This window comes from Variovorax sp. DXTD-1 (assembly GCF_003984625.1).
Lineage (GTDB): Bacteria > Pseudomonadota > Gammaproteobacteria > Burkholderiales > Burkholderiaceae_C > Variovorax.
The window spans coordinates 36,254-62,280 of record NZ_RWKH01000008.1; the positions used below are offsets into that span (position 1 = coordinate 36,254).

Consider the following 26,027-nt stretch of genomic DNA (forward strand, 5'->3'; position numbering starts at 1 on the left):
AACGCATTTTGTGACATTTAACTTGCCGTTGCAATCAATTACGAGTCTGCTGCTCGGCCCTCTGGCAACCCGCAACTAGTTAACGATTCAGTTCGCAGTGTTCGCGAACGCATGCGAAACGTTAACAAACCCATGGCGGTATTCCTCTCAACCGCAAACAATCCGCCCGCTTTAACGCATAGCCAATTCACCACTTGAACGGCAACCAGTTATCTGGGTCGCCGTTTTTTTTGTTTCTTCCATTCAGGGATAAGAAAAAAATGAACATCGTCTACAGAAGCGTCTGGTGTGCCGCCACGAGCACGTGGGTTGCCGCCTCGGAGCTCACCAAGGGAAAGACCAAAAGCAGCCGAAGCCGCATCGTCACTGGGCTCGGGGCCGCTGCACTGCTTGCAGCCAGCAGCATGGCGAATGCCCAGAATGTCCCACAGTGGGACACGGCAACGAACGATGGTCGGGTCGGCACGGTCATTCAAAACAGCGGCGGCACCTCGACGCTCACCGTCAACACCACCGACATCGGCACCAACAACGGAGCGGGCTATACCTACAGTCCCACGATGCAGGACTACGCGAGCCACAACGCGCTTTCCGGCAACGCCGCCACCGATGCCGCTCTGCTTGCCCGGTCCACGCTTGCGCTCGGTTCGACCAGTGTGACCATCGCGGTACCGGACCCCATCACCGGGGCCGCGAGCACCGTCTCCGTTTACAACAGTTCCGGCTTCTCTCAGGGCACCTGGGCCACGGCCCGGTCGTGGAACAACAGCGTCGGCTACAGCGCAGCGGGCGATTCGCACTATGTCGATACCCGTATGGGCGCTGTCGGCCCAGCGGGCGGAACGCTCAAGATCAACATGGCGTCCGATGGAAGCAACCGCTATTTGCCGACGCATGCCAGCGACTGGTTCCACGCCGACGGCACCGGCTTGAACAGCGCGCGCCTCGAGTGGGTCGGCACGGACCCGATCAGCGTCGATCTCGGCAGCACCAATATCGGCCGCTATCCGGGCACGGAGCTGCCGGGCACGGCCGTTACTTTCGACCTTGCTTCCAGCACCAATGGCCTGACCATCGACGGGTACAGCGGTTCTTTCACGGCCTTTGACGGCAGCACGCGCAACGTGAGCGACCTGTCCGAGTTCAGAGCCTACAACGACTGGCTGGTGTCCGAGCTCCAGGCCGGCCGCCTCAAGATCGCCGACTACAACGCGCAACTGGCCAAGGGCTACAAGCAGGGCACCCAGACGACCGTGAGCGCGACTGTCTTCGGACCGGCACCAGACAGCGGCGACGAAGTTCTGACGCCCAAGGGCCGGGTCACCTGGATGCACGCCGACGGCAAGAATGGTTCCGTCTATGTCGCCAAGGAAGGGGTGATGTTCGTGCGCGGCGCCACCGCTGGCGTGCTCGCGGGCACCAACGGCGCTACCGTCACCAACGACGGCCGGGTCTCCACTGCGGGAGCCTATGGCGGTATCTCCGACAGCAAGGCCATGAGCCTGGAAACAGGCTCGCATGGCTTCAACAATGGCGTGATCAATGCCGGCTTCAACGGCAATGCGGGCAACCAATCCGTGACGAATCAGGGCGGTGGATGGGGTGTTTCTGCCGACGGTGCAGGCACCACCTTCGTCAACAGCAAGGATGGCATCATCAATGTGGCCCCGGGTGGCGGTCTCACCGACAGCTACGCTGTGGTTCTGGGAAATACTGCGACCGGACTCAATCAAGGCACCATCAACCTCGGCGTGTCATCGGAAGGCTACCGGGGATTGACCGACTGGGGCGTCAAGGTGCTGGGTGGCAGCGAGTTCGTCAATGACACCGGTGGCGCGATTTATTGGGGCCGTACACCGCAATACGCGCCGGGCGAAGCCACCACATCGGTGGCCACCAGCACGCGCGGCATCGTGACCTATGCCAGCGCGAACACCAATGTCGAGAACAAGGGAACGATCACCGTCGGCCCGCAAGCCGAGCGCGTCACGGCCATGCTCACCAACAGCGATGGCTACGGCGGCAGCATCCCGGTTCGCATGGTCAACAGCGGCACCATCACCCTCGAAGGCGGTGGCACGGCCGCCGCGCCGGCGCAGAACATCGCCATGGCGATCGAAAACGCGGGCGCCCCCGCCGGTGCGCTGGTCACCAACACCGGCACCATCAATTTGCAAGGACGCAATTCGGTCGGCCAGAAGATCACCGCCAACTACTACGATGCCAAGGCCAGCAACACCGGAACCATCAACGTGGCGGGCGGCATCGATGGCGTCGGCCTGCGCAACTACGGTGTCTGGGCCGAGGGCATGTCCGCGGTCGCGGCCGCCGATGTCGGCGGCAACATCAACCTGACGGGCGAGGGCGCCATTGCCGTGCATGCGCGCGGCAAGTCGGTGGTGAACGTTGCGAGTACGGCGGTGCCCACCTTTGCGAGCGGCACCAACCAGATCGGCTTCTACGTTCACGGCGCTGAAGCAAAAATCAACATCGCCGCGGTCGACATGGCCGTGACGACCGAGGATTCGACGCTGTTCCGCATGGCCGAGGGCGCCGATTTCAATGGCGCGGGGCTTACCTTGGCCGCCAACGGCAAGAGCAGCACCATTGCCGTCGTGTCCGGCGCGGGCAGCAGCGCCGCAACCGATGGTGCCGTTCTCAACGTGAACGGCACGGGTGCAAAGGCGGTGCTGGTCGAAGGCGGCGCCACGGGCGACATCAGCGCGGCCACCACCATCAACCTGAATGCGAACAACGCCATCGCCGGCATCGTCGACGGGCAGAAGCACGACATCAACGGCGTGGCCGACAGCGGCCCCAACGCCGCCACCCGGCTCGATGCCGCCACCAACCTGATTGCCACGGCTGCAACCACCGGTGTGACGGGCTACATCACCCGCAACCTGGGCCAGTTGGTCAACCAGGGCACCATCACGCTCAACGGCGCGGACAGCATCGGCATCGACGTGCAGCAGGGCGGCCGCCTGGCCAACAGCGGCCTGCTCACGGTCAATGCCGGCGTCGGCGTGCGCGCCACCGGTGCGGACACCCAGATCAGCCAGCTCGGCACGGTCGTGGTCAACGGCGGCCTTGCCGGCGTGCAACTGCGCGACGGTGCGGCGCTCACACTCGCCGGCACGGGCAACACCATCACCACCCAGGGTACCGCCAACGGCGTGCTGCTGGACACGGGCGCGGTGTCGCTGGACGCAAGCAATCTCGTCATTACGGCCAACGGCACCGGCGCGGGCATCGAGAACAAGGCGGAAATCGGCGCCGTCAAGCTGAACAACGTGACTGTCAACGCCGGCGATGGCGCAGCAATTCGAACCGCCACCAGCTTCGACCCGGCCTCGACCGCCACGCTGAACGTGTCGGGCAGCGGCACCGGCTTTGCGTTCCGCCAGTTCGACGGCAGCAATGCCAGCGGCGACCTGAACATCGGCCCGAACTACCAGATCAACGTGCTCGCGGGCTCCAACGGCGGCACCGGCGTAACGGCGCAAACCACCGGCAACGTGACGACCGGCGGCACCATCGACGTGCAGAGCGTTGCGGGCGGCGCCGCCGTGGTGGCGCATGAAGCCGCCACCATCAGCAACACCGGCACGCTGAGGTCGGTGAGCACCGTGGCGCCTGTCATCGACGGAACCGGCACGGGCAAGACCATTGCCAACACGGGCACCGTGCAAGCGGCCAGCAACACGGCCGTGGCCATTCAGGCCAGTGCCAATGCCGACACCGTGAACCTCACGGCAGGCGCCGTGACCGGCGCCGTCAACACCGGCGAAGGCAGCGACAAGTTCAACTGGACCGCGGGCACGCTCGACGGTGAAGTGAACATGGGCAACGGCGCGGGCAACGCGGCGCTGGTGGGCGCGGTGGATCTTTCCACCACCCGCCACATCGTCACGGGCAGCGGTGCGGGCAATACGCTCGAGTTCCGCGGCACCAACGGCGCCGCCGCCAAGGTGGGCAGCTTCGCGGCCGACGACCTTGCACGCGGCACCAACATCGGCACCGGCTGGAACACGCTGGCCGCCACGCAAGCCGCCGACGTGCGCATCGTCGACACGCTGCAACTGGCCGGTGCCGACAGCGAAATCAAGGTTGCGAGCGGTGCCACGCTGCGCGTGGGCGGTTCGGGCGCCACGGCCGGCAGCATCAACAACCACGACGTGGTCACCTCCGACGCCGGCGGTGCTGGTACGCTGGTGTTCGACAACCTCGACACGCAAGGCTACAGCGGCGTGATCAGCGGCGCGGGCAACTTCACGCGCGCCGCGGGCGGCACCACCGTTTTCACGGGCGACAACACCTACACCGGCACCACCACCATCGACGCGACCGGCACCCTGCAATTGGGTGAGGGCGCGGGCGGTGGTGCTACCGGCAGCCTCTCGCCCTCGACCGCCATCGTCGACAACGGCGCACTGGTCGTGAACCGCAACAACGCGGTCGCACTCGACAACGTGATCAGCGGCAGCGGCAGCTTCACCCAGCAGGGCACGGGCGTGACCACCCTCGGCGGCAACAACAGCTACGCGGGCGCCACCGAAGTCACGGCCGGCACGCTGCGCGTGAACGGCAACCAGTCGGCCGCCACCGGCCAGACCACGGTGCACAGCGGTGCCACGCTCGGCGGAACCGGCGTCATCGGCGGCAATGTCGCGATCAACGACGGCGCCACGCTGTCGCCGGGCAGCAGCCCCGGCACGCTCACCATCAACGGCAACCTGGGCCTCGCGCCCACGGCCAACCTGGCCTGGGAGTACGGGCAGGCCAATGTGCCGGGCGGCGCCTACAACGACCTGGTCCAGGTCGGCGGCGACCTTACGCTCGACGGCACCATCAACGTGGCCCAGTCCACGGGCGGTACCTTCGGGCCCGGCGTGTATCGCGTGTTCGACTACGGCGGTAGCCTGACCGACAACACGTTGGAAATCGGCACGCTCCCCGCGGGCAATACGGCCGGCAAGGTACTGGTGCAAACCTCGGTGGCCAACCAGGTCAACCTCGTCAACAGCAACGGCGTGAACCTGAGCGTGTGGGATGGTCCCGGTAACCCGAACAACAGCAAGATCGAAGGCGGCACGGGCGTCTGGCAGGCCGGCACCGGCAACAGCAACTGGACGCAGTTTGCCGATGGCGCCACCACGGTGGACGGCCAGGTCAACGCACCGTTCGCGAACAACTCTTTTGCTGTCTTCACCGGCACGGGCGGCACGGTCACGGTCGACAACGGCGCCGCCACCGGCGGCCAGGTACAGATCGCTGGCATGCAGTTCCTGGTCGACGGCTACACGGTTCAGGGCGATGCGCTGCGCATCGGCAACGCGGCCACCACGCCCACGCTGATCCGCGTGGGTGCGAGCGGCGCAGGCGACGCAGCGTTGACCGCCACGGTCAACTCGGTCATCGAAGGCACGGGCGGCATCGAGAAGACCGACGGCGGGAAGCTGATTCTGGGCGGTGCCAACACCTACACGGGCGGCACCACCGTGAGCGGCGGCACGCTGCAAATTTCGAAGGACGCCAACCTGGGCGCCGCGGGCACGGGCCTCACGCTCAACAGCGGCACGCTGCAGCTCGGCGCCGATGTGGCAACCGCGCGCAACGTGGCGCTGACCAGCGCCGGCGGCACCGTCGACGTGAACGGCTTCCGCGGTACGCTGAACGGCGCGGTGAGCGGCAGCGGCATGCTGAAGGTGGTCGACAGCGACACTGCCAAGGCAGGGACGCTCAACCTGACGCAGGCGAACAGCTATACCGGCGGCACGGTCATCAACGGTTCCGCCCACGCGGATGGAAAGCTGACGACCGTCATGGCCTCGACCACCGGCGCGCTGGGCACCGGCCCGGTCCTGGTGCAGCAAGGCACGCTGCTCTTCGACGGTCCGGGTGTCAGCGCAGGCAACCTGGCGATCACGGCCGACGCCGGCGACGGCGCTGGGGCGATCATCGGCTTCATGGACCAAACCAGCGCCGGCAACGCGACCATCAGCAGTTCGAAGAACTCGACTGTGCTGTTCTATCCCGGCTCGACGGCGGCCGATGCAACGCTGGCCAACAGCGGCGGAACCGTGCTGTTTTCCGACAGCAGTGCCGGCAATGCCAGGATCGACAACAGCAATGCGGGCATGGTGGAGTTTGGCGGCAGCAGCACTGCCGACAAGTCGGTCATCACCAACGCGAGCGGCAGCACGGTCACGTTCGGCCAGACCGCCAGCGGCGGTACCGCCCACATCACCAACAACGGCACCGTTTCTTTTGCCGACACGGCCAGCGCGGAGAACGCCACCATCGTTCACAACGCCGGGGGCCTGGTGGACATTTCCGGCACCACGACGGGGACCGCCATCGGTTCCCTGTCGGGAGCGGGCAATGTCAGCCTGGGTGCGCGGCAGCTGACGCTCGGCAACCTGAACCGGAACGACAGCCTGAGCGGCGTCATTTCGGACGGCGGTGGCCTCAAGGGCGGCACCGGCGGCTCGCTGGTCAAGGTGGGCAGCGGCACTCTCACGCTCAGCGGCCAGAACAACTACACCGGCACCACCACGGTGGCCGCGGGCACCTTGCTCGCAGGCGCTGCCAACACCCTGAGCGCCGCATCGGCGCACACGGTGAACGCGGGCGCCACGCTCGACACTGCCGGCCACAACCAGACCGTGGCTGCACTCACCAACGCGGGCACCGTGTCGCTGCGCGGCGCCACCGCCGGCAACACGCTGACGGTGAAGGGCGAATACGTCGGCAACGGCGGTACGCTGGCGCTGAACACCGTGCTGAACGCCACCGGACCGTCCGACCGCCTGGTGCTCGATGGCGCCGCGGCCAAGGCCTCCGGCAACACCCATGTCGCCATCACGAACCTGGGCGGCCTGGGCGCGCAAACCACCGGCAACGGCATCGAGGTGGTCACGGCGCAAAACGGCGCGACCAGCACCAGAACGGCGTTTGCGTTGAATGGCGAGCATGTGGACGCGGGCGCCTTCCAGTACCGCCTTTATGCTGGCGACACCGCCGGCAGCGGGGACAGCTGGTATCTGCGCACCGATGCGCCGGCTGCGCCTAAGCAACCGGCCTACCGCGAAGAAGTGCCGCTGCACGCCGCGCTGCCAAACGTCGTTCGCCAGGCCGACCTGGCCATGCTCTCCACGCTGCACCGCCGCGTGGGCGACGAGAACCGGCCAATCACGGTTGGCGCCGACGGCAAGCCGGCCCAGCAAGGTTGGGGCGGTGACAACCGGCGCGCCTGGGGCCGTGTCATCGGCGGCGACATCGACGTGCGGCAGAAGGGCGAAGCCGGTGTCGACAGCCACGCCAGCATGGGCGGCTTCCAGACCGGTGTCGACCTGTACGGCGACAGCAGCTGGAGCGCCGGTATCTACACGGGCATGCTGCGCACGGATGGCACTGTTCGCGGGAACGTGGGCGGTGAATACGGTTTGGCCGGACGCATGAGGCTCAGCAGCCAGTATCTCGGCGCTTACGGCACATACCTGAAGGACGGCTTCTACACCGACCTGGTGCTGCAGTACGGCATGCACGACGTGGTGAGCATGGCGTCGCGCAGCTCTACCCTGGGCGATGCGAGCAGCCTCACGGCATCCATCGAAGCGGGCAAGAGCTTTGCGTTGGGCGAGGGCTGGGCTGTCGAGCCGCAGGCGCAGTTGATCTACAACCGCATGAAGTTCGACACCGTCGACGTTTCGGGCGCCAGCATCCGCCAGGACGCTGCCAACCAGGTGATCGGCCGCCTCGGCGTCCGCATTGCCGGCGACGTGCAGACCTCACTGGGCCGCTTGCAGCCTTACGGCCGAATCAACCTGTGGCATGGCTTCTCGGGCAAGGACACCACGACCTTCGTCGGACCGGCGGGCTCCACGGCCATCGGCACGAAGATCGGCTACACCTCGACCGAACTGGCGGCCGGCTTTACGCTGCGGCTCACACCCACCACGAGCGTCTACGGCGAAGTGGGCAAGCTGTTCAAGGTTGGCGGCGGCAACAGCGTGAAGTCGTCGGTGCAAGGTTCCGTGGGCGTCAAGCTGAACTTCTAACGACCTTCAGGCTGAGCTACAGTCGTCATCGCCCGGCCGATTTATCGGCCGGGCGATTGCATTGCTGCGACGCAATCCATGCGGCATGGCACAAACGAAACGACCAACCACGGGAGTAAAAATGAAACTGGCAAAAAAGCTGCTGCTCGGCGCAGCGATAGTCGCGGGATGCATGGGACCTGCGTCGGCCCAGGAAGCGGACCCGACCAACATGGTTCGCGGCGGCTTGCAGGTGATTCAAATGGTGGACCAGGGCAAGGTCGGCGAGCTTTGGGATGGCGCGACACCCGCCGCCAAGAAGCGCGTCACGCGTTCCGATTTCATCAAGCAGGTGAGCCAGTCGCGCTCGCCCCTCGGCGCGGCCCAGCAGCGCGCCTGGGTTGCCGTCAACCGGCAGACCGTCGCCAACGAGGACGCCGAACTGGCCGGCCAGTATGTCAACGTTGAGTACGAAACCCGGTTCGCGAATGCCGCCAATCGCGTTGTGCGCGAGATGACGACTTTTCGCCTCGACCCCGACGGCAGCTGGCGCTTGAGCGGCTACGTGCTGCGCTGACTCCATAACTTCTTGAGGGCGCGCTTTGCGGCGCGTTCTCTTCACCGAATCGTGGCACGCGGCGGCCGCCTCGTCTTGCCAGAACACTCCCGCATGCGCTGAAAGGCAGGCGGGAGTTCGTACCCCTGCAAGCGTCAATCCTGCAGCAGACGAATACTAAGGTTTTCGTCGATCCCTCGGTCTAATTCGCGACCCGTGCCCCATGAGCCGAACGTCTGCGCAAAGCAGTCGGTGCATTCGTGAAGTTCTCTTCGCGTGTGCGCAATCTTCATATTTTTGGTTCGCTTTTTTGGCTTCTTGAATCGGAGTCGCTTCCTTAACGTCCTGCATCTGCCCGCGTCGATTCCGACGTGCGCGCAGCGCGCCAGGCACGAGCTGCTCTACCTGGTTTTCTCGTTCGCAGAGGGCCGCTTTTTCCGCGCGTCGCGTTGCGCAGCAAGGCGCTGCCACGGGCGAAGACATCACTCGGCTCAGCATCCAACTTAAAAAACCTTTACTTAATGCCGGATCGCCTCCCGCTCGTGCAACGTTTCGATACCGAGCATTTGCCCATCAAAGATCGCTTCGCTTACTGGGCCGACGAGTTCGGCGGGAGCGTCGGCTACATTGCACTCGACAGCCCCGAACGAGCCGATTTCCATCAGTGGCTCAGCATCGTCGACATTGCCTCGCTGAGGCTTGCGCGCTTGCACGGAAGCCCTGTTTCATCAACGGCCGAGCCTGGCCAGGTCAAGGACGTGGACCTGCATCCGTTCCAGCTCATGCTGAAGGTCGACCAGGGGCCTTCCAGCATCAGGCAAGACACCGAAGCCATCGTTGAAACGGGCGATCTCGTCCTGATCGATTCGCTGCAAAAGATGCAGATGCAGGCACATGGTGCCGCCAACTCGCTATTGATCGGCTTGCCAAAATTGCTGGTGGCCCGGTGGCTGCCCGATGCGGAAGACGCCGTGGCGCAGCGGCTGGACGGCGCCAAAGGCTGGTCGAGCCTATTGGCTGCTTACCTGAACGCCATGAGCATCGACCATGCACAGGCAATCGGCAGCCCTTTCGAGCAGGAACTCGTCGGTGAACATATCTTGTCCATGCTTTCGTTCGCGCTTTCGCAGAACGGCTTGACCCGCGACAGGGAAACAGTGTCCTCGCGCGATCGGGCGCTTCATCTGCGCATGTACAACTGGATTCGCGACAACTACGCAGACCCGGAGGTCAGTGCCTCGAAGCTGGCCGCACGTTTTCATGTGTCCGTACGCTACGTGCACAAGGTGTTTGCCAGTGCAGGCCGCGGTATCACTTTTCTGGACGTGCTGCAGCACGAGCGGCTGGAGGCCGCGGTGCGCATGCTGCGAACCGCCTCTGTTTCCCACACGTTCGTGGCGCAGATCGCATACCGGTGCGGGTTTTCCGACCCCGCCTATTTCGGACTGGTTTTTCGAAAGAAATACGGCTGCTCGCCGCGCGCCTTTGCGTCGAGCAAGGGACGCTCAGGTGTCCAACCGACCGGTCAGGCTCCAAAACTCGAAGAAAATCAATTGCCGCCAGGGGGCGAAGCTGGAAAAGCGTGAGACGCTTTTCTAGGGACCTCTGAAAATGTGAATTAATTCACATTTTTGGAAAAAATAAAGTAAGAGAATTGGCCGCGACACCCTGCGGCCCCCGGCTGTCTCGGCCGTGATCGGTGGCTCGCATTCGCCGGCAGCGAATTGGCCCCCACTCCCCGTACTCCCTTGGACAACCCCAGCGCGCAACGCGTTGGTACTTTGGTTGTATCAATAGCTATTTATAAATCAAAAGCTTTCGGTTTATGTGCTGCCGAGGGCGTCTTTTCCTGCGGGCGCCTACCGGCGCGTTCACCGATACGGCGCTGCTGGGCACGACTTTCATGCATCAATTGTTAATTAATTTTGTGCATTGGTTCCCGTCCGTGCGCGATCTTCATAGTTGTTGTGCCCATATTTGATACCAACAGCGAACGGTAGTAACTAAAGTGCGATCTCGGCTTTGGAGTTTTTTGGACAAATGTCAACTTCATTGTCAACTGCGTGATTGCAGTGACAAGGCATTTGGGAATTTCCAAAACCTATTTGTGAAGTTCAACGGGGCATGGGTCGTTAATTAACGAGGAGAGATGTAATGAATAAGTCATATCGAAGTATCTGGAATGAAGCGCTAGGCGCTTGGGTGGCGGCGTCTGAACTCACGAGCGGGCGTGGCAAGAAGAGTTCGTCGCGCGTGCTGGCGGTGGCTGCCATGGCGTTCGTGGCTGCCGGGCAGGTAGCCGCTGGGGCTTTGGACGGCGGCACAGCCGGCGTCGATCAGCTTGCCTATGGCCCCGGCGCCGATACGACGGCAGTTGCATCAGGTAGCAACGCGATCGCCATCGGCAACGGCGTCGTCGTGGGCGACTCGACCGCTACCGATGCCATCGCCATCGGTACCCAGATCCGCAACAACGGCCAGTCAGCGATCCTGATGGGCAACAATTTCGTCGCGCTCGACAGCAATTCCGACCGGTCTGTCGTCTTTGCGCCCGACGGCCTGAGCTACGGCGGTACGGCCGGCGCCTATGCCCAACCTGTCACCAACTCGGCCGACACGTTCTTCTACGGCAGCGCCCGTGCGTTGAACAAGGTCACCAACAGCCCAGGCGCCGTTGCCATCAGCGGCTCGGTAATCAACGGAATAGATGGCGTTGCCATCGGCACCAAATCCGTGTCGGGGTCCGAGTCAGTCGCTCTCGGCAGTGGCGCAAGTGCAGCAAATTCTGCTGGTGTCGCCATCGGTAGACAAGCGTTCGCCTTGGGTCAAGCCATTTCGATTGGCAATGGCGCTGGCGCCGGCACGACGGTGTTCAACAATCTGGCCGTGGGCGTCGGCGCCGGCGCGAATTCAGCTTCAACTACAAGCACTGCTGTCGGCACTGCCGCGGGTGTGGGCGGCACCGGCTTCGGCGCCCTGGCGGTGGGTTACCAGGCGGGACAGAACGTATCGGGCGGCCTTAATTCTGCCTTCGGCACCACTGCCGGGTCGAAGGTCACCGGCAATAACAACCTGGCGCTGGGTTACAACGCCGGCAGAGATATCACTGCCAACAATACGGTCAGCATCGGCAATACCGCCGCGGCAAAGGCCAACGATGCCATCGCCATCGGCTTGAACGCGCAGGCCAATGGCATGCAATCCATCAGTATCGGCACCGGCAATATCGTCAACGGCAACAACTCGGGTGCCTTCGGCGATCCGAGCATCATCAACGGTGCCAACTCGTACTCGGTCGGTAACAACAACACGCTCGCGACCAACGACACCTTCGTGCTGGGCAACAACGTGACGGCCACCACCGCCAACGGGTTGGTGCTGGGCAGCAACTCGGCGTCGACGCGTGGCGCCATTGCCGCTGTTGCGAATCCGCTGCTGATGGCGGGCCAACCGAGCACGGGCAACAACAACCCGGCCACCATCACCAGTGTGGGTGAGGTGTCTGTTGGTGCTGCGGGCGCCGAGCGCCAGATCACCAACGTGGCTGGCGGCACGCTGGACACCGATGCGGTCAATGTCGGGCAGATCAAGCCGCTGGTGGCGGCGGTCACCGGGGCCGGCATCAAGTACTTCCATGCCAACTCGACGGCGCCGGATTCGCTGGCAACAGGCGTCAACAGTGTGGCGATTGGGCCGAACTCCGTGGCCAGCAATACCGATAGCTTTGCCGCAGGCAATGGTGCCCAGGCAACAGGGACGCGCTCGATTGCCATCGGTCTTGACGCACAGGCAACTGCTTCGCCCACACCGGGCCCGCAGGAAAACAATATCGCCATTGGCGTATCTTCCCGCGCAATGCTGCAGGGCGCGACAGCCGTCGGTAATAGCGCGCAGGCCCTCGGGGTCAACTCTTCGGCTTACGGCAATGGTGCCCGGGCTGTCGGGACTTCCGACAGCGCGTTCGGCACCGGCGCGCTGGCGTCGGGCGGCTCGGCCGCCGCATACGGTTCGGGCGCTCAGGCCAACGCACGCATCAGCACTTCAGTTGGCTTCAGCTCCCGGGCCAATGGGGATGCTTCCACTGCCGTGGGCGCGGATGCTATCGCAACCGGCAATTCTTCCCTGGCGCTGGGCCTTGCAAGCAGGGCCAACAATGCGAACGACGTGGCTTTGGGATCGAGCTCGGCCACTGCAGCCGCGGTAGGCACCACCGGCGCCACCATTGCCGGCACCGCGTACACCTTCGCCGGTACCGCGCCAACCAGCACGGTCAGCGTGGGCGCGTTCGGTAACGAACGCACCATCACCAACGTCGCCGCGGGCCGCATCAGCGGCACCAGCACCGATGCGATCAATGGGTCGCAGCTGTTCGCTACCAACACGGCAATCAACAGCCTCTCTACCACCGTTACGGCAAACAAGACCAAGTACTTCAGCGTCAACTCGACCGGCGGCACCAACGAGGACAACCTCGGCGCCACCGGGCCGGACTCCATTGCGATCGGCAAGGACGCGGGGACGACCGGCGCACAGGGCCACAACATCGCCATTGGCGACGGCAGCAAGGTGGTGGCGGGTGCCGGCTACGCCATGGCACTGGGCAGCGGGGCGCAGGCCATCGGCGCACAGGGTATTGCACTTGGCAAGGGCGCGACCACGGGCAACTCGGCGGTGTTCCCGTCGGGTTTCCAGGCCGTCGCCATCGGCAGCGGCGCCCATAGCGAGAAAGGTCAGAGCGTCGCGATCGGTGCTGAAGCGAATTCGATGGGCACTGGCGATATCGCCATCGGTCAGAAGGCAACGGTGACCGGCGACTATGGGTTGGCTCTGGGTAACGGCGCAACCAGCAGCGCTGACGACGCCATTGCCATGGGACGCGGGAGCATCGCCAGTGCCGCACGGGGCACGGCGTTTGGCTATCAGTCGCTCGTCACGGCGGTCGATGGCGTGGCGTTGGGCAGTGAATCGGTGGCGAGTACGGCAGCAGGCATTGCCGGCTACGTTCCTCCGCCGGCCGACCCGACACAAGCCGCAGCCATCAACGCCACCACCAGCACGCGCGGTGCAGTGTCGGTAGGCGATGCCGCCAACGGCATCTTCCGCCAGATCAATGGCGTAGCCGCCGGCACTGCAGATAGCGATGCGGTGAACGTGGCGCAGCTGCGCGCGGTCAACGGCAACGCGGTTGCGGCAGCCAGCAAGTGGATCATCGGCTCGCCGACGACCTACGTGGCGCCGACCTCTTCAGGCACGGACAGCACGGCGGTGGGCTCGGGTGCCTCGGTCAGCGCGAATAACAGTGTGGCGGTGGGCACGGGGGCATCGGCCACCACCGCCAACAGCGTGGCGCTGGGCAACAACTCGACCACCGGCACGGCCGTGGCGACGCCCAGTGTGACCATCCGCGGCGAAACCTACAACTTTGCCGGCGCAGCGCCGGCGGGCGTGGTGAGCGTGGGCAGCGCGGGGCAGGAGCGGCAGATCACCAACGTGGCAGCGGGCCAGATCAGCGCCACGAGCACGGACGCCATCAACGGCAGCCAGCTCTACGCGACCAACCAGGCCATCAACAACATCGTGATCGGCGGTACCGGCATCAAGTACTTCCACGCCAACTCGGTGGCGGCGGACTCGCAAGCCGCAGGCGCGGAAAGCGTGGCCATCGGGCCGCAGGCCGTGTCGCAAGGCGCGGGGTCGATCGCGGTGGGCAACAGTTCGGTGGCCACGGCCGCCAACGGCGTGGCGCTGGGTGCGGGTTCCACGGCCGACCGCGCGGGCATGGCAGGCGGCACGGAGCTGTTCTCCAACACGGCGGTGGGCTCCACGCAGGGCGCGGTGTCGGTGGGCAGCGCGGGCAACGAGCGCCAGATCACCAATGTGGCGGGCGGCACGCAAGCGACCGACGCGGTGAACGTGCGCCAGCTGCAGGCGGTGAAGGCGGGCAGCGTGCAATACAACACCAACGCCGACGGCTCGGTGGACTACAACAACGTGACGCTGGGCAACAACACGGGCCCGACGACGATCCACAACGTGGCGCCGGGCGTGGCCGGCAACGATGCGGTCAACGTCAATCAACTGAACAGCGGCATCGCTGGCGCCAATGCCTACACCGATTCGCGCGTCAACCAGCTGCGCGGCGACATCCGGGGCGCAGCGAAGGACGCGAGCGCCGGCACGGCGGGCGCAATGGCCATGGCGGGCATGCCGCAGGCCTACATCCCGGGCAAGAGTATGTTGGCCGCGGGCGTGGCGGGCTACGACGGCCAGGCCGCGCTGGCCATCGGTGTCTCCAAGCTGTCGGACAACGGCCGCTGGATCGTCAAGTTCAGCGGCTCGGCCAACTCGCGCGGCAAGGTCGGCGTGTCGGCCGGTGCCGGCTTCCATTGGTAAGCCGAGTGCACAAGAAAAGAGGAACAACATCATGACGAAAACGCAATTCCATCGCTTCTCGGCCATCGCAGCGGGGGCTGCGGCCCTGCTGGTGCTCCAGGCCTGCGGCACATCTTCCGTGAGCAAGGGCATCGACGACGAAGGCAAGGCCACGGAAGTGGTCTTCCCCAACATCGACAACGACGCCTGGCTGAAGGAGGGCACGTTCCCCAACCTGGCCAACCTGCGCGCGGTGGCGCCTGGCGTTACCAAGGACCAGCTGTACGACCTGCTCGGCCGCCCGCATTTCCGCGAAGGCATGGCGGGCCCGCGCGAGTGGGACTACATCTTTCACTTCCGCAAGGCCGGCGGCGGGGTCTCCACCTGCCAGTACAAGGCGATCTTCGACAAGGACTACAAGGCGCAGACATTCCATTGGCTGCCCGCCGGTTGCGGCGACGTGCTGGCGCAGCCGGTGGCTGCGGTGGCACCTGTGCCGGTGCCGCCTCCGGTGCTGCGCAAGGTGACCCTCGGCGCCGACGGTCTTTTTCGCTTCGACGGTGGCGGCGCGGCCGACCTGATGCCGGAGGGCCGGCGCAAGATCGAGGCGCTGGCGCGCGACATCAAGGGCAACGTCAAGTCCTTGAACGCGATCAGCGTCACGGGCCATACGGACCGCCTGGGCAGCGATTCGTACAACGATGCGCTGTCGCTGGCGCGGGCCAACACGGTTCGCGAGCTGCTGGTGCAGCAGGGCATCGACGGCCGGGCGATTCGCACGCAGGGCATGGGCAAGCGCCAACCGGTGGCCGAATGCCCGGGCACGCGCAAGACCCCGGAGCTGGTGAGCTGCCTGCAGCCCAACCGGCGCGTGGACATCGAGGTGGCCGGGGAACAGTAAGCCGTGTTGCGCGAAGGTGATGGTGGATCCCGAATTGCCATCGTGGATGCCACCGCTAAAACCCGCGAGCGCGTGCGTCGCGCCGTTCGCAGGCTCGGGCACACGCCCGTCACCTTTGGCGACGTGCGCGAGTTGCTGCATGAATGCGGCAACTCGGCGGCGCCTTTCGGCGCCGTGCTGCTGATGTGCCCGGAAGACCCGCGCAAGGCGAGACTGCTCGTTGCGCAGTTGCGAAAGAGCCTGGGGACCTACGTTCCCTTGGTTCTGAGCACATCCAAGCGCCAGGTTCGGCTTCTGTCCGATGTGTATTCAGGTGCTTTCCATCGCGTGGTGGTAGCCCCCAGCACGTTCGAAGGTGCATACGCAATGCTGGAGTCGTTCTTTGGCCAGCACCAGATGCCGGTGCCGGAACGCGTGATCGGGTGGGGCGCCTACCGCTTCGTCTTGCCCTTGGGCCAGGCGGCCGTGGCGGGCGACGAGGTCAAGCTGCGGCCCATCGAGTTCGACCTGGCGATGGAACTCTTCCGAAACATCGACAGGCCGCTGACCCGGGAGTGGCTCTGGTCCACGGTGTGGGAAAAGGGGTTCGACCTCCAGTCGAGATCGCTCGATACCAACATGTCGTGCCTTCGCCGAAAGCTCGGCTTGCACACGGGCAAGCATGGTTTGAGTTTGCAGTCGATCTGGGGCACGGGCTACCAGTTGAGCCAGGCCGCCAGGGCGCTATAGCAACCGGGGCGGGCCGGTTGCGGGCAAATATGAAAAGAAGGGAGCAAATATGCTGAAAGCCGGAGAAGAGAAATTCAGCCGCCCGATGGATCTGCCGATCCTGATCGGCGAGGAGTGCAAATATGTTCCGGTGATTGCCGCGTTCCGGACCATGCCGAGCGAGCACATCGACAACTGGCTCGTTTGCAACGGAAAGCCGCGCAGCGACCGCGACCTGGCGGCCGAAGTCCTGCTTGAAGTCCGGGGCCTGCCCAGTGCCGACGGCCGCCTGCAAGGGCGCCACTACAGCGTGCTCCAGGTGCTTGAATTCGAGCGTGCCGCAGCGCTGGTCGTTTCGCTGTTCCTGGCCGAACTGCCACGTTCCGAAGGATTGCCAAGGGCCGAATCCGAACGGTTTCGCAGCCGTTCGAGCCGGCGCTACCGCGCGAGTTTTCGCTGAGCGTTCTTGAAGCGCGTCTGTAGCGGCCAGTGTGCGAAATGACCGGTTCGGGCGTCTTTCAATTCGCATGCGGTACGCGTTTTTCTTCGGGAAGCGTTGCTTTCCAGATCGAACGCCCATCCAAACGACGCACCATGAAAAGTCTGGTCCACACCTCAAGAACCGCTCGCCGGCAAAAGCCTGCTGAAACCCGCTCTCTATGGGCCAGGATCTCGCGCAGCCTTGCACGGCTCGACGGAACCCGACGCGCGAATGAAGAGCGCGTGCTCGAGCAAATGCGGCAGCTGGAGCGGTTGGACCGGATGGACTTCGACCAGCGCGTGCGCGAAACGGGGGAATGGTGAACCGATTTTCATCGCTCTGGCGCGGGGGAATTGACGCGCATTCCTTCTTTCGCGCGTGGCGAACAACCCTTGCGGGGGTGATCGTCGGTTTTCTGATTGGTCAGGCCATGGCGTTGACCTGGCTTGCCACGTCGCCGGCATCGCGAAATGCCGCGGCACAGCAATGCGACAACTCGGCTTCGCGAGAGTCGAAAAGCAGCTGCTGAAGCCTCCAGCGGCTGACAAGGCCTGCACGGCCGGGATTGCAAACTGTTAACAGTTGCCAAATAATCCTGCACACCCAGGCCATCATGGACAAAAAATCCTCCACCACCCTGCGCATCGACACCGATGCGCTGTCGGCGCGCGACAAGTTTGCGTTCTGGGCTGAGGAAATGGGCACCAAGCGCGGCTTCACACGCTATGACAGCCCGGAACGCGACACCTTCCGCCAGGAACTCTCTGTCGTCGATGCGAGCGGCCTGACTTTCATGCGAGCCCTTGGAAGCCCGCTCGACGTCTATCGCGGCGAGCCCAGCCGCATACAGGAAGCCGCCGACTATCCCTTTCACCTTCTGGTGAAGCTGAACAACGGGTTTACCACCTGCGAGCAGCAAGGCCGCAGCGCCACTATCGGTGTCAACGACATGTTGATCATCGACTCCAACGAACCCATGCGGCTGTGTTCGCATCACGGCACCGACGCCTGGATCATCGGATTGTCGCAATCGCTCGTGGCGCGCTGGCTGCCCGACGCAAGCAATGCCGCGGCCGTGGCGCTCAAGGGCGACAAAGGGTGGACGAGCGTCCTGGCAAGTTACCTGCGCGCCATGAGCCTGGAGCATCTGAATGCCGCGGCCAGCCCGTTCGAGCGCGAACTGGTCGGCGAGCACGTGTTGTCGATGCTCTCGATGGCGCTTTCGCAGAACAAGATTGTGCACGACGCAGAAGCGGTGTCTGCGCGCGATCGTGCATTGCACGCCCGAATGCGCATGTGGATTCGCGATCACTATGCCGACCCGGAGGTCAGCGCGGCCAAGCTCGCCGCCGACTTCAACGTCTCGGTGCGCTACGTGCACAAGGCCTTCGCAAGCGCCGGGCGCGGCATGACCTTTCTGGATGCGGTACTGCACGAACGCATGGAGGCCGCCATGCGGATGCTGCGCACCTCCAGCATCTCGAACACCCAGATCTCGCAGGTCGCCTACAGTTGCGGTTTCACCGATCCTGCCTACTTCGGGCTGGTGTTTCGCAAGCACAGGGGATGCTCGCCCGGTGCGTTCGCGAAGATGCATGGCCTGACCCTCGAGCCGCTTTCGCCGGCCGACGCCACCACGCCGGCGGGCCTTGTGCTTCTTCGGTAGCCGTGCCGCCGTAATGCGGCAGTGGCCGACGGCAAGTCGCGAAACGCGGAGGCGAAGTTCAACCGGACAGCACGCCGTCTCGAACGAACATGCAACCAGTCTGGTGGTCGACTGTCTGATCGATGGCATCATTCCCAGGAACATGGACGACTGGAGCTGAACTTGCCCGCCTTCGCGCTTCTCGACGATTGCGGCTCCACACCCGAGCGGCCCACCAGCCGGCTGCACACCGGGTTCGTCCGCGAACACCGGTGCACAGACGCGGCCCCGCTCGACGAGGTGTGGGTGCAGGTCGATCGCGATTTGCGCCAAGGCCTGTACGCGGTGCTGCTGGCCGACTACGAATGGGGCGCCAAGCTGCTGCATGCGGGGCAGGCACGGCTTGCACCGAGCGACGCTTCGGCATTGCGCGTACTGATGTTCCGCGAATGCGCCCGGCTCTCGGCCGACGAGGCGGGCGCCTGGCTGGCAAGGCTCGAACAGCGCGAGGCCGGCGAGTCGCAAGCACCCGGCCAGCCGCAGCCCGCCGGCGTGATGGACCTGCAACCCGGCATCGACGAAGCAGCCTTCACCGGGGCCATCGCGCGCATTCACGAGGCCATTGCCGCGGGCGAGACCTACCAGGTCAACTTCACCTACCGGCTGCATGGCCGAAGCTACGGCTCGCCCGTGGCCTTGTACAGGCGGCTGCGCGAGCGGCAGCCCGTGGCCTACGGTGCGCTGATCGCCTTGCCTGAGGGCACCGACAAGGCCGGCGAGAGCGATGCGACCCACGTGCTCTCCTGCTCGCCCGAACTCTTCCTGCGCCATGACTCGGGCGTGCTCACCGCGCGCCCCATGAAAGGCACCGCCGCGCGTGCCGATGCGCCCGAAGGCGACAGCGAAATGGCGCGCCTGCTCTCGGTCGACACCAAGAACCGCGCCGAGAACGTGATGATCGTCGACTTGCTGCGCAACGACATCGGCCGCGTCGCGGAGGTCGGTTCGGTCAAGGTGCCCACGCTCTTTGCCGTCGAACACTACGCCACGGTGTTCCAGATGACATCGACCGTGCAGGCCAGGCTGCGCGCGAACGTCGGCATGCCCGAGCTGTTGCGTGCGGTGTTTCCCTGCGGCTCCATCACCGGCGCGCCCAAGCACCGCACCATGGAGTGGATTGCGGAGCTCGAGAGCACGCCCCGCGGTCTTTACTGCGGCGCCATCGGCTGGATCGATGCGCCGGCGCAGGGCGCGTCGATCGGCAACTTCTGCCTGTCGGTGGCCATTCGCACGCTCACGCTCGGCGAGGAAGCCGAAGGCCTGCGGCCGCTGCGCCTGGGCGTCGGGGCGGGCATCGTGCAAGACAGCATCGCGGCCGACGAGTTCGAAGAGTGCTTGCTCAAGGCGCGCTTTCTTACCGCACTCGACCCCGGCTTCGAGCTCTTCGAAACCATGCTGGTCACGCCGGGCGAAGGCATCCGCTACCTGGACCGTCATCTGGGGCGGCTGGCGGGCAGTGCACGCGCGCTGGGCTTCAAGTTCAGCCGCGATGCCGCCATGGAGGCGCTGCGCGATGCGCTTCCCATGCTTTCGCCGAGCCAGCCTTCACGCCTGCGCCTGGCGCTCGCGCACGACGGGCGCATCGGCATCACGCACTCGCCATTGCCGCCTTTGCCTCCCGGTGCGGTAAAGCTCGTTATCGCCGACCAACGCCTGCCGAATGCCAACCCGCTGGGCGCCTTCAAGACCACCGTGCGCCAGCACTACGACGCCGGCGTGCGCGCCGCCGAACGCGCCGGTGCCTTCGACAGCCTGTTCTTCACCGAAGACGGCCGGCTCGTCGAAGGTGGGCGCAGCACGCTCTTCGCTCGCATCGACGGACGCTGGTGGACGCCGCCCGTTTCGGATGGTGCGCTACCCGGCGTGATGCGTGGCGTGCTCATCGAAGACTCCATATGGGCGGCCGCGGAACGCAGCCTGTACCTGCAAGACCTGCAGGCGGCGCAGAAGCTCGTGGTGTGCAACGCCCTGCGCGGCGTGCTGCCGGCGCAGCTGCTCATGCAAGCCGAGCGCCAGCCGCGCGAGGCTTCGACCGCCTGACCCAGCAGGGCTGGGCGGATTTGCACGCGAAAGTAGGCCTCGGAATTCGAAGCCGAGATCGGGCCTCGGGTTCCCGGCCCCGATGCATCTGAATGAGTGGCTTGCGCTGCGCGGCACGCGGCTCTTGCAATCCGGCTGCCGGTTCTCGAGCGCAGTTGAGCCGACGCTAGACCTGAATCAACCCCCACCGCAGCGCCACCCACGTCAGCTCCGCCTGGTTGGTCGCCCCCAGCTTCTGCTTCACGCGGTACAGGTGCGAGCCCACTGTGCTGAGCGAAAGGTTCAGCGTGCTTGCAATCTGCGCCACCGTCATGCCGCGCGCGAGCTGGATGAAGACCGAGAACTCGCGTTCACTGAGCAGGTCGGCGGGGTTGGCCTCACCCTCTATCTGCGCCGTGGCCAATGCTTGCGCGGTGTTGGCGTCGATGTAGCGCTCGCCGCGCGCCACGGCCTTCACGGCGGCAATCAGCGCTTCGGGCGCGCTGCGCTTGGCGAGATAGCCCAGGGCGCCCGCGCGCAGCACGCGGCGCGGATGAATCGTGTCCTCGTGCGCCGAGAGCGCGAGCACACGCGCCTTCGGGTCGTGGGCCAGCAGGCGCCGCAAGGCTTCGAGGCCGCCCATGCCGGGCATCGAAAGGTCCATCACCACCAGGTCGGGCCGCACCTGCGGGTAGTCCTGGCAGGCCTGCTCGCCGGTGTCGGCTTCGGCCGCCACTTCGATCTGCGCGTCCGCCAGCAGCATGCGAAAGCCCATGCGCACCAGTGCATGGTCGTCCACCAGCATCACTCGAATCGGCTTGGTCGCCTGAACTGCCTGGGTCATGTGTTCGTGTTCTCCGCTTCGCCTGCCCGCAGGGGCAGCCGCACCGTCAATCGGGCGCCGCTCGACACGGCGGGTTCGAGGCGCAGTTCGCCGCCCAGGCTGTCGATGCGCTCGGCGAGCCATCGCAGGCCATAGTGCCCGGTGCTGGTTTCCCTTGCAGCCTCAGGGCCGGGCAGGCCACGCCCGTCGTCGGTGAGCGTGAGCTTGACCGATTGCTCTTCGCCCTGCAACGCAAGCATGATGCGATGCGCTTCGCCGTGGCGCAGGGCGTTGGTAATGCCTTCCTGCGCGGCGCGGTACAGCACCAGCGCGGTGTCGGTGTCGAGCCGCAGGCGGTTGAGCTCCAGCTCCTGATGCCATTCGACCTGCACGTCGCCGTGGCTGTTGCGCGTGCGCTCCACCAGGTCTTCGAGCGCGGCCACCAGGCCGAACTTGTCGAGCACCAAGGGTGTGAGGCGCGGGATCATGCCGTGCATGGCGGTGTAGAGCCGGCCCGATTCCTCGGCGATCAGCCGTGCGGCCTGCTCGGCCTGTGGGTCGAGCGCCTGAACGCGCTGTGCAATCGAAAGCGCCATGCTGCGCATTGCGGTGACCGATTGCCCCAGTTCGTCGTGCAGCTCACGCGCGATGAGGCGGCGCTCCTGCTCGATCTTCTGGTCGACCCAGCGGCCGAGCTCCCGGCTTTCGGAAAGGCGGCTTTCGGCCCGCACGGCCCGCCGCTCGGTTTCGATGTGCTGCTGCAGCATGCCGACCATGCGGTTGAACGCAGCGCCAATGGCCGCGGCTTCGGTGCCGGGCAGGGCGCGCAGCGCGACGTCGAAGCGCCCGCTCTCGAGCTGGTTGAGGGCATGGACGATGTCCGCGAACGGCCGGGTCGCGCGGCCCACGAGCCAGAACACGCCTGCGTTGACGACCGCCAGCAGGCCCAGCGCGCTGAGCATCAGCAGCACGAAATCATCCCAGGCATCGAGCACCGCACGCGAGGCGTTCGAAATCACCATCAGCCGCCCGCCCGGAAAGGCGATGGAGAGTTGCGAGGGCGGCGGCGAGACAAGGCCGGCAAACCAGTCCGGCGCGTCGCGGCCGGCCTTGTAGACCGAGGTCGGCGAGCTGTACAGCACGCGGTCGTCGTTGTCGAGCAGCGTGATGTCGTTGGACCGAACGCGCCCCACACCCTGCAGAAACGACAGCATGGCCGGCGTGCCCTGCGCCGCGTAGAGCCAGGCAGTGCGGTTGAGCAGCTGCGCTGCCACGCGATTGGCGGCCACCACTTCTTCATGCACCGACTCGCGCATGGCGCGCACCTGCAGTGCGAGCATGGCCGCAACGAACAGCAGCGTGAGCAGGCTGACGATCAGGTTGATTTTCAGGCGCAGCGTCATGGCACGGGGCTGTCGCCGAAGTGGCCATGCAGCGCATAGCTGTCGAGCGCGGCGACCATGGTCGAAGCCATCGCCGGATGTGAAGGATCGTGGCCCGCGCCGTCGACCCAACGCAGCTGGCCGTGCGTAATGCGCTCGTGCACCGCCAGCGCGCCTTCGGGGCGGCAGATGCGGTCGTCGCGCGAATGGAGCAACAGGGTAGGCACCTGGGGGAGCGCGTCAAGCCGTTCGAGAAGGGGAGGCGAATCGAGCCAGCAGCGATGCAGCAGGTAGTGGCTCTGCACGCGGTAGCGGTCTACCAGCGCGTCGAGCGTCTGGCGGTCGGGTTGCACGTCGGTATTCGAAACGGGTTCGCCGCCAGCCAACGTTCTTTCCCATTGCCACCAGGCAAGGGCGAGCCGCCGCGGCAGGACCGCATCGCTGTCAGCGGGCGGCTCTTGAAGGCCGGCAGCCAGATACCCCAGCATGTCGTGGCGTTGGTCAGTCGGCACCACAGATGCAAACCGTGCCCATGCGGCAGGCGCGCAGCCCGCGGTGTCCTGGAAGAAATCCTCGATGTATTCGGCGCTCGGCAGAAACACCGCGCGCAGCAGCAAAGCCGCGACTGCCTGTGGCTCGAACGCCGCATGCGCGAGCGCCAGCGTGGCGCCCCACGAACCACCGACAACCAGCCACCGTGGCACTTCGAGCCGTTCGCGCACAAGGCGCAAATCCGCAAGCAGATCCTCCGTGCGGTTGTGGGCCGTCGCACCACGCGGGCGGCTCAAGCCCGCACCGCGCTGGTCGATGCTTATCACCCGATACCGCGCGGGGTCGAAGAAGCGGCGCAGCAGCGGCGAGCTGCCCGAGCCCGGTCCGCCATGCAGCACCACGGCGCAGAGGCCGGCCGGATCACCACTTTCTTCTACATGCAGCACGTGGCCGTGCGGCGCCTCCATTGCGTGGGTGCGCCAAGGCTGGGTTTCTGGGTACAGGCCGGTAGAAAGCACGAGGGCCATGGTACGCGGTGGCCCGTGGCCGCTATTCATGAAAATCATGAAGTCCCATTCATGATTTCACGGCTAGGTTGCGGCGGTGCATCGGTTCAATATGCGTTCTGGAGCGCTCGAAGTTCCCGCAGTCGCCAAGTGGCGCTGTGCAACCTTTTCAGGAGACTCTATGAAATGGGAAACCCCGACGGCAACTGATCTTCGCTTCGGCTTCGAGATCACGATGTACGTCAGCGCACGCTGATTGCGCGCTTCTTCACAACCTGCCTCGGCACGCCAGGGCGGGTTGTTTCGAACCCCTTCTTTCTTATTCGATGCGCATTACCGTTCTGGGCTCCGCGGGCGGCGGCGGCTTTCCGCAATGGAACTGCAACTGCCCCAACTGTGCGGGTGTGCGTGCCGGCACCGTGCGCGCCAAGCCGCGCACGCAGTCGTCGATCTTCGTGCGACCCGACCATGGCGAAGACGGCGTGCTGTTCAACGCATCGCCCGACATCCTCGAGCAGATCCGCGGCAGCCCGGTGCTGCAACCGGCACGCGCATTGCGTGACACCGCCATTGCCGGCGTGGTGCTGATCGACGGACAGGTCGACCACGCCACGGGCCTCTTCATGCTGCGCGAGCGTGCCTCGCCGCTGCCGCTGTGGTGCACCGACTCCGTCGCGGAAGACCTGAGTCAGGGCAATCCCGTGTTGCGCGTGCTGTCGCACTATTGCGGCGTGGCGCGCCACCCGATTGCGCTAGACGGCAATGCCTTCGAGGTGCCCGGCGTGCCCGACCTGAGTTTTCGTGCGATGCCGCTCACCGGCAAGGCCGCGCCGTATTCACCGCACCGCGAACAGCAGGTGGCGGGCGACAACATCGGCCTGACCCTGTTCGACCGCAGGAGCGGCAAGAGCCTGTTCTATGCGCCGGGCCTGGGCGCAATCACGCCGCCCGTGTTCGAGGCCATGGCAACGGCCGATGCGGTCATGGTCGACGGCACCTTCTGGACCGACGACGAAATGGTTCGCCTGGGCGTCAGCGGCAAGCGCGCGCGCGAGATCGGCCATCTGCCGCAGTCGGGCGAGGGCGGAATGATCGAATGGCTGACGCGGCTGCCCGCGGCCACGCGTCGCATGCTCATTCACATCAACAACACCAACCCCATCCTCGACGAAGACTCCGACGAGCACGCACTGCTGCGGCGCGCGGGCATCGAGCCCTGCGAGGATGGGATGACGATTCAACTCTGAAGCCAAGCGCCGGGCCCATCACCGTGCATGCCGACAGAATCCAGGATCCGTTTCGACCGGCCAAGGACGGCGAAAAGAACGCGCCGGCATGGACGCGCGAAGAATTCGAAGCCAAGCTGCGCGAGCGCGGCCGCAGCTATCACATCCACCACCCGTTCAACGTCATGCTGAACAGCGGCCGGGCCACGCCGGAGCAGATCCGCGGCTGGGTGGCCAACCGCTTCTACTACCAGATCGCGATTCCCATCAAGGACGCGGCGGTGCTCTCGAATTGCCCCGACCCGCAGGTGCGCCGCGGCTGGGTGCAGCGCATTCTCGACCACGACGGATTCGAGCTTGGCGGCATCAAGGACGCAGGCGGCGTGGAAGCCTGGCTGCGGCTGGCCGAAGCCGTGGGCCTGTCGCGCGAAGAAGTGCTCGACCTGCGCCACGTGGTGCCCGCGATGCGCTTCGCGGTCGATGCCTACGTGAACTTCGCGCGCCGCGCGCCGTGGCAGGAGGCGGTGTGCTCTTCGCTCACCGAGCTGTTCGCGCCAGAAATTCACAAGCAGCGGCTGGCCACCTGGCCCGAGCACTATGCGTGGATCGAGCCGGCCGGTCTCGACTATTTCCGCAACCGCGTGAGCCAGGCGCGGCGCGACGTGGAGCAGGGCTTGGCCATCACGCTGGAGCACTTCGACACCCGCGCGCTGCAGGAGCGCGCGCTGGAGGTGCTGCAGTTCAAGCTCGACATCCTGTGGGCGATGAACGACGCCATGGCGACGCGCTACGGCATAGACGGCGCATGAGCGGC

General features: G+C 65.3%; 17 protein-coding genes. 13 read left to right on the forward strand and 4 right to left on the reverse strand.

Features of this window, described 5'->3' with window-relative positions:
• Window positions 1–260: 260 nt before the first annotated feature.
• The 8 genes from EJI00_RS09390 to EJI00_RS09425 all read left to right on the forward strand — a co-directional run bounded on the left by EJI00_RS09390 (window position 261) and on the right by EJI00_RS09425 (window position 17,383).
• Entirely contained in the window at window positions 261–8,063 is a 7,803-nt protein-coding gene (locus tag EJI00_RS09390; protein ID WP_126747200.1) for an autotransporter outer membrane beta-barrel domain-containing protein, read from the forward strand.
• A gap of 85 nt (window positions 8,064–8,148) precedes the next feature.
• Entirely contained in the window at window positions 8,149–8,619 is a 471-nt protein-coding gene (locus EJI00_RS09395; protein WP_260590626.1) for a DUF4019 domain-containing protein, read from the forward strand.
• Window positions 8,620–9,140: 521 nt separating this feature from the next.
• On the forward strand, window positions 9,141–10,184 hold the full coding sequence (locus tag EJI00_RS09400; protein ID WP_185868101.1) for an AraC family transcriptional regulator: 1,044 nt from the start codon (window positions 9,141–9,143) through the stop codon (window positions 10,182–10,184).
• 568 nt (window positions 10,185–10,752) lie between these two features.
• Window positions 10,753–14,991, forward strand: coding sequence for a YadA-like family protein (locus tag EJI00_RS09405; RefSeq protein WP_126747203.1), 4,239 nt, complete (start codon window positions 10,753–10,755; stop codon window positions 14,989–14,991).
• A 31-nt stretch (window positions 14,992–15,022) separates the two neighbouring features.
• The gene (locus EJI00_RS09410) at window positions 15,023–15,871 is read left to right on the forward strand and encodes an OmpA family protein (RefSeq protein ID WP_126747204.1); all 849 of its coding nucleotides are present in this window, start codon (window positions 15,023–15,025) and stop codon (window positions 15,869–15,871) included.
• A gap of 3 nt (window positions 15,872–15,874) precedes the next feature.
• A complete protein-coding gene (locus tag EJI00_RS09415; protein WP_126747205.1) occupies window positions 15,875–16,600 on the forward strand; it encodes a helix-turn-helix domain-containing protein in 726 nt (241 codons plus the stop codon).
• A gap of 49 nt (window positions 16,601–16,649) precedes the next feature.
• Window positions 16,650–17,039, forward strand: coding sequence for a hypothetical protein (locus tag EJI00_RS09420; RefSeq protein ID WP_126747206.1), 390 nt, complete (start codon window positions 16,650–16,652; stop codon window positions 17,037–17,039).
• Between the two features lie 38 nt (window positions 17,040–17,077).
• Window positions 17,078–17,383 carry a hypothetical protein gene (locus tag EJI00_RS09425; RefSeq protein WP_126747207.1) on the forward strand — a complete coding sequence of 102 codons (306 nt, stop codon included), beginning with the start codon at window positions 17,078–17,080 and terminating at the stop codon, window positions 17,381–17,383.
• Between the two features lie 100 nt (window positions 17,384–17,483).
• Here EJI00_RS09425 and EJI00_RS09430 read toward each other — a convergent pair whose 3' ends face one another.
• Complete coding sequence (locus EJI00_RS09430) at window positions 17,484–17,675, reverse strand: hypothetical protein (protein ID WP_126747208.1); 192 nt, start codon at window positions 17,673–17,675, stop codon at window positions 17,484–17,486.
• Between EJI00_RS09430 and EJI00_RS09435 the strand changes: the two genes are divergently transcribed.
• Window positions 17,674–18,726, forward strand: a complete 1,053-nt coding sequence (locus tag EJI00_RS09435; protein ID WP_126747209.1) for an AraC family transcriptional regulator — start codon at window positions 17,674–17,676, stop codon at window positions 18,724–18,726. The two genes, EJI00_RS09430 and EJI00_RS09435, sit on opposite strands and share 2 nt — an antisense overlap.
• Window positions 18,727–18,888: 162 nt before the next feature.
• Window positions 18,889–20,805: an aminodeoxychorismate synthase component I gene (gene pabB / locus EJI00_RS09440; RefSeq protein WP_126747210.1), complete on the forward strand. Its 1,917-nt coding sequence runs from the start codon at window positions 18,889–18,891 to the stop codon at window positions 20,803–20,805.
• Window positions 20,806–20,971: 166 nt separating this feature from the next.
• On the opposite strand, the gene EJI00_RS09445 is transcribed toward pabB, so the two are convergent.
• From EJI00_RS09445 to EJI00_RS09455, 3 genes are read right to left on the reverse strand one after another with little or no spacing between them, the layout of a single operon-like run.
• Window positions 20,972–21,628, reverse strand: a complete 657-nt coding sequence (locus EJI00_RS09445; protein WP_126747211.1) for a response regulator transcription factor — start codon at window positions 21,626–21,628, stop codon at window positions 20,972–20,974.
• Window positions 21,625–23,010, reverse strand: coding sequence for a histidine kinase (locus EJI00_RS09450; RefSeq protein WP_126747212.1), 1,386 nt, complete (start codon window positions 23,008–23,010; stop codon window positions 21,625–21,627). Before EJI00_RS09450 ends, EJI00_RS09445 begins: the two co-directional genes overlap by 4 nt.
• The gene (locus EJI00_RS09455) at window positions 23,007–24,047 is read right to left on the reverse strand and encodes an alpha/beta fold hydrolase (protein ID WP_126747213.1); all 1,041 of its coding nucleotides are present in this window, start codon (window positions 24,045–24,047) and stop codon (window positions 23,007–23,009) included. The genes EJI00_RS09450 and EJI00_RS09455 overlap by 4 nt, the downstream gene beginning before the upstream one ends.
• Window positions 24,048–24,168: 121 nt before the next feature.
• On the opposite strand from EJI00_RS09455, the gene pqqA reads away from it, so the two are divergent.
• The 3 genes from pqqA to pqqC all read left to right on the forward strand — a co-directional run bounded on the left by pqqA (window position 24,169) and on the right by pqqC (window position 26,022).
• Window positions 24,169–24,243, forward strand: coding sequence for a pyrroloquinoline quinone precursor peptide PqqA (gene pqqA / locus EJI00_RS09460; RefSeq protein ID WP_010100094.1), 75 nt, complete (start codon window positions 24,169–24,171; stop codon window positions 24,241–24,243).
• A 70-nt stretch (window positions 24,244–24,313) separates the two neighbouring features.
• Window positions 24,314–25,234 (forward strand): pyrroloquinoline quinone biosynthesis protein PqqB, encoded by a 921-nt coding sequence (gene pqqB, locus EJI00_RS09465; protein WP_126747214.1) that lies wholly within the window; start codon window positions 24,314–24,316, stop codon window positions 25,232–25,234.
• A gap of 23 nt (window positions 25,235–25,257) precedes the next feature.
• Window positions 25,258–26,022 carry a pyrroloquinoline-quinone synthase PqqC gene (gene pqqC, locus EJI00_RS09470; RefSeq protein ID WP_221885036.1) on the forward strand — a complete coding sequence of 255 codons (765 nt, stop codon included), beginning with the start codon at window positions 25,258–25,260 and terminating at the stop codon, window positions 26,020–26,022.
• The last annotated feature ends 5 nt before the right edge of the window (window positions 26,023–26,027 follow it).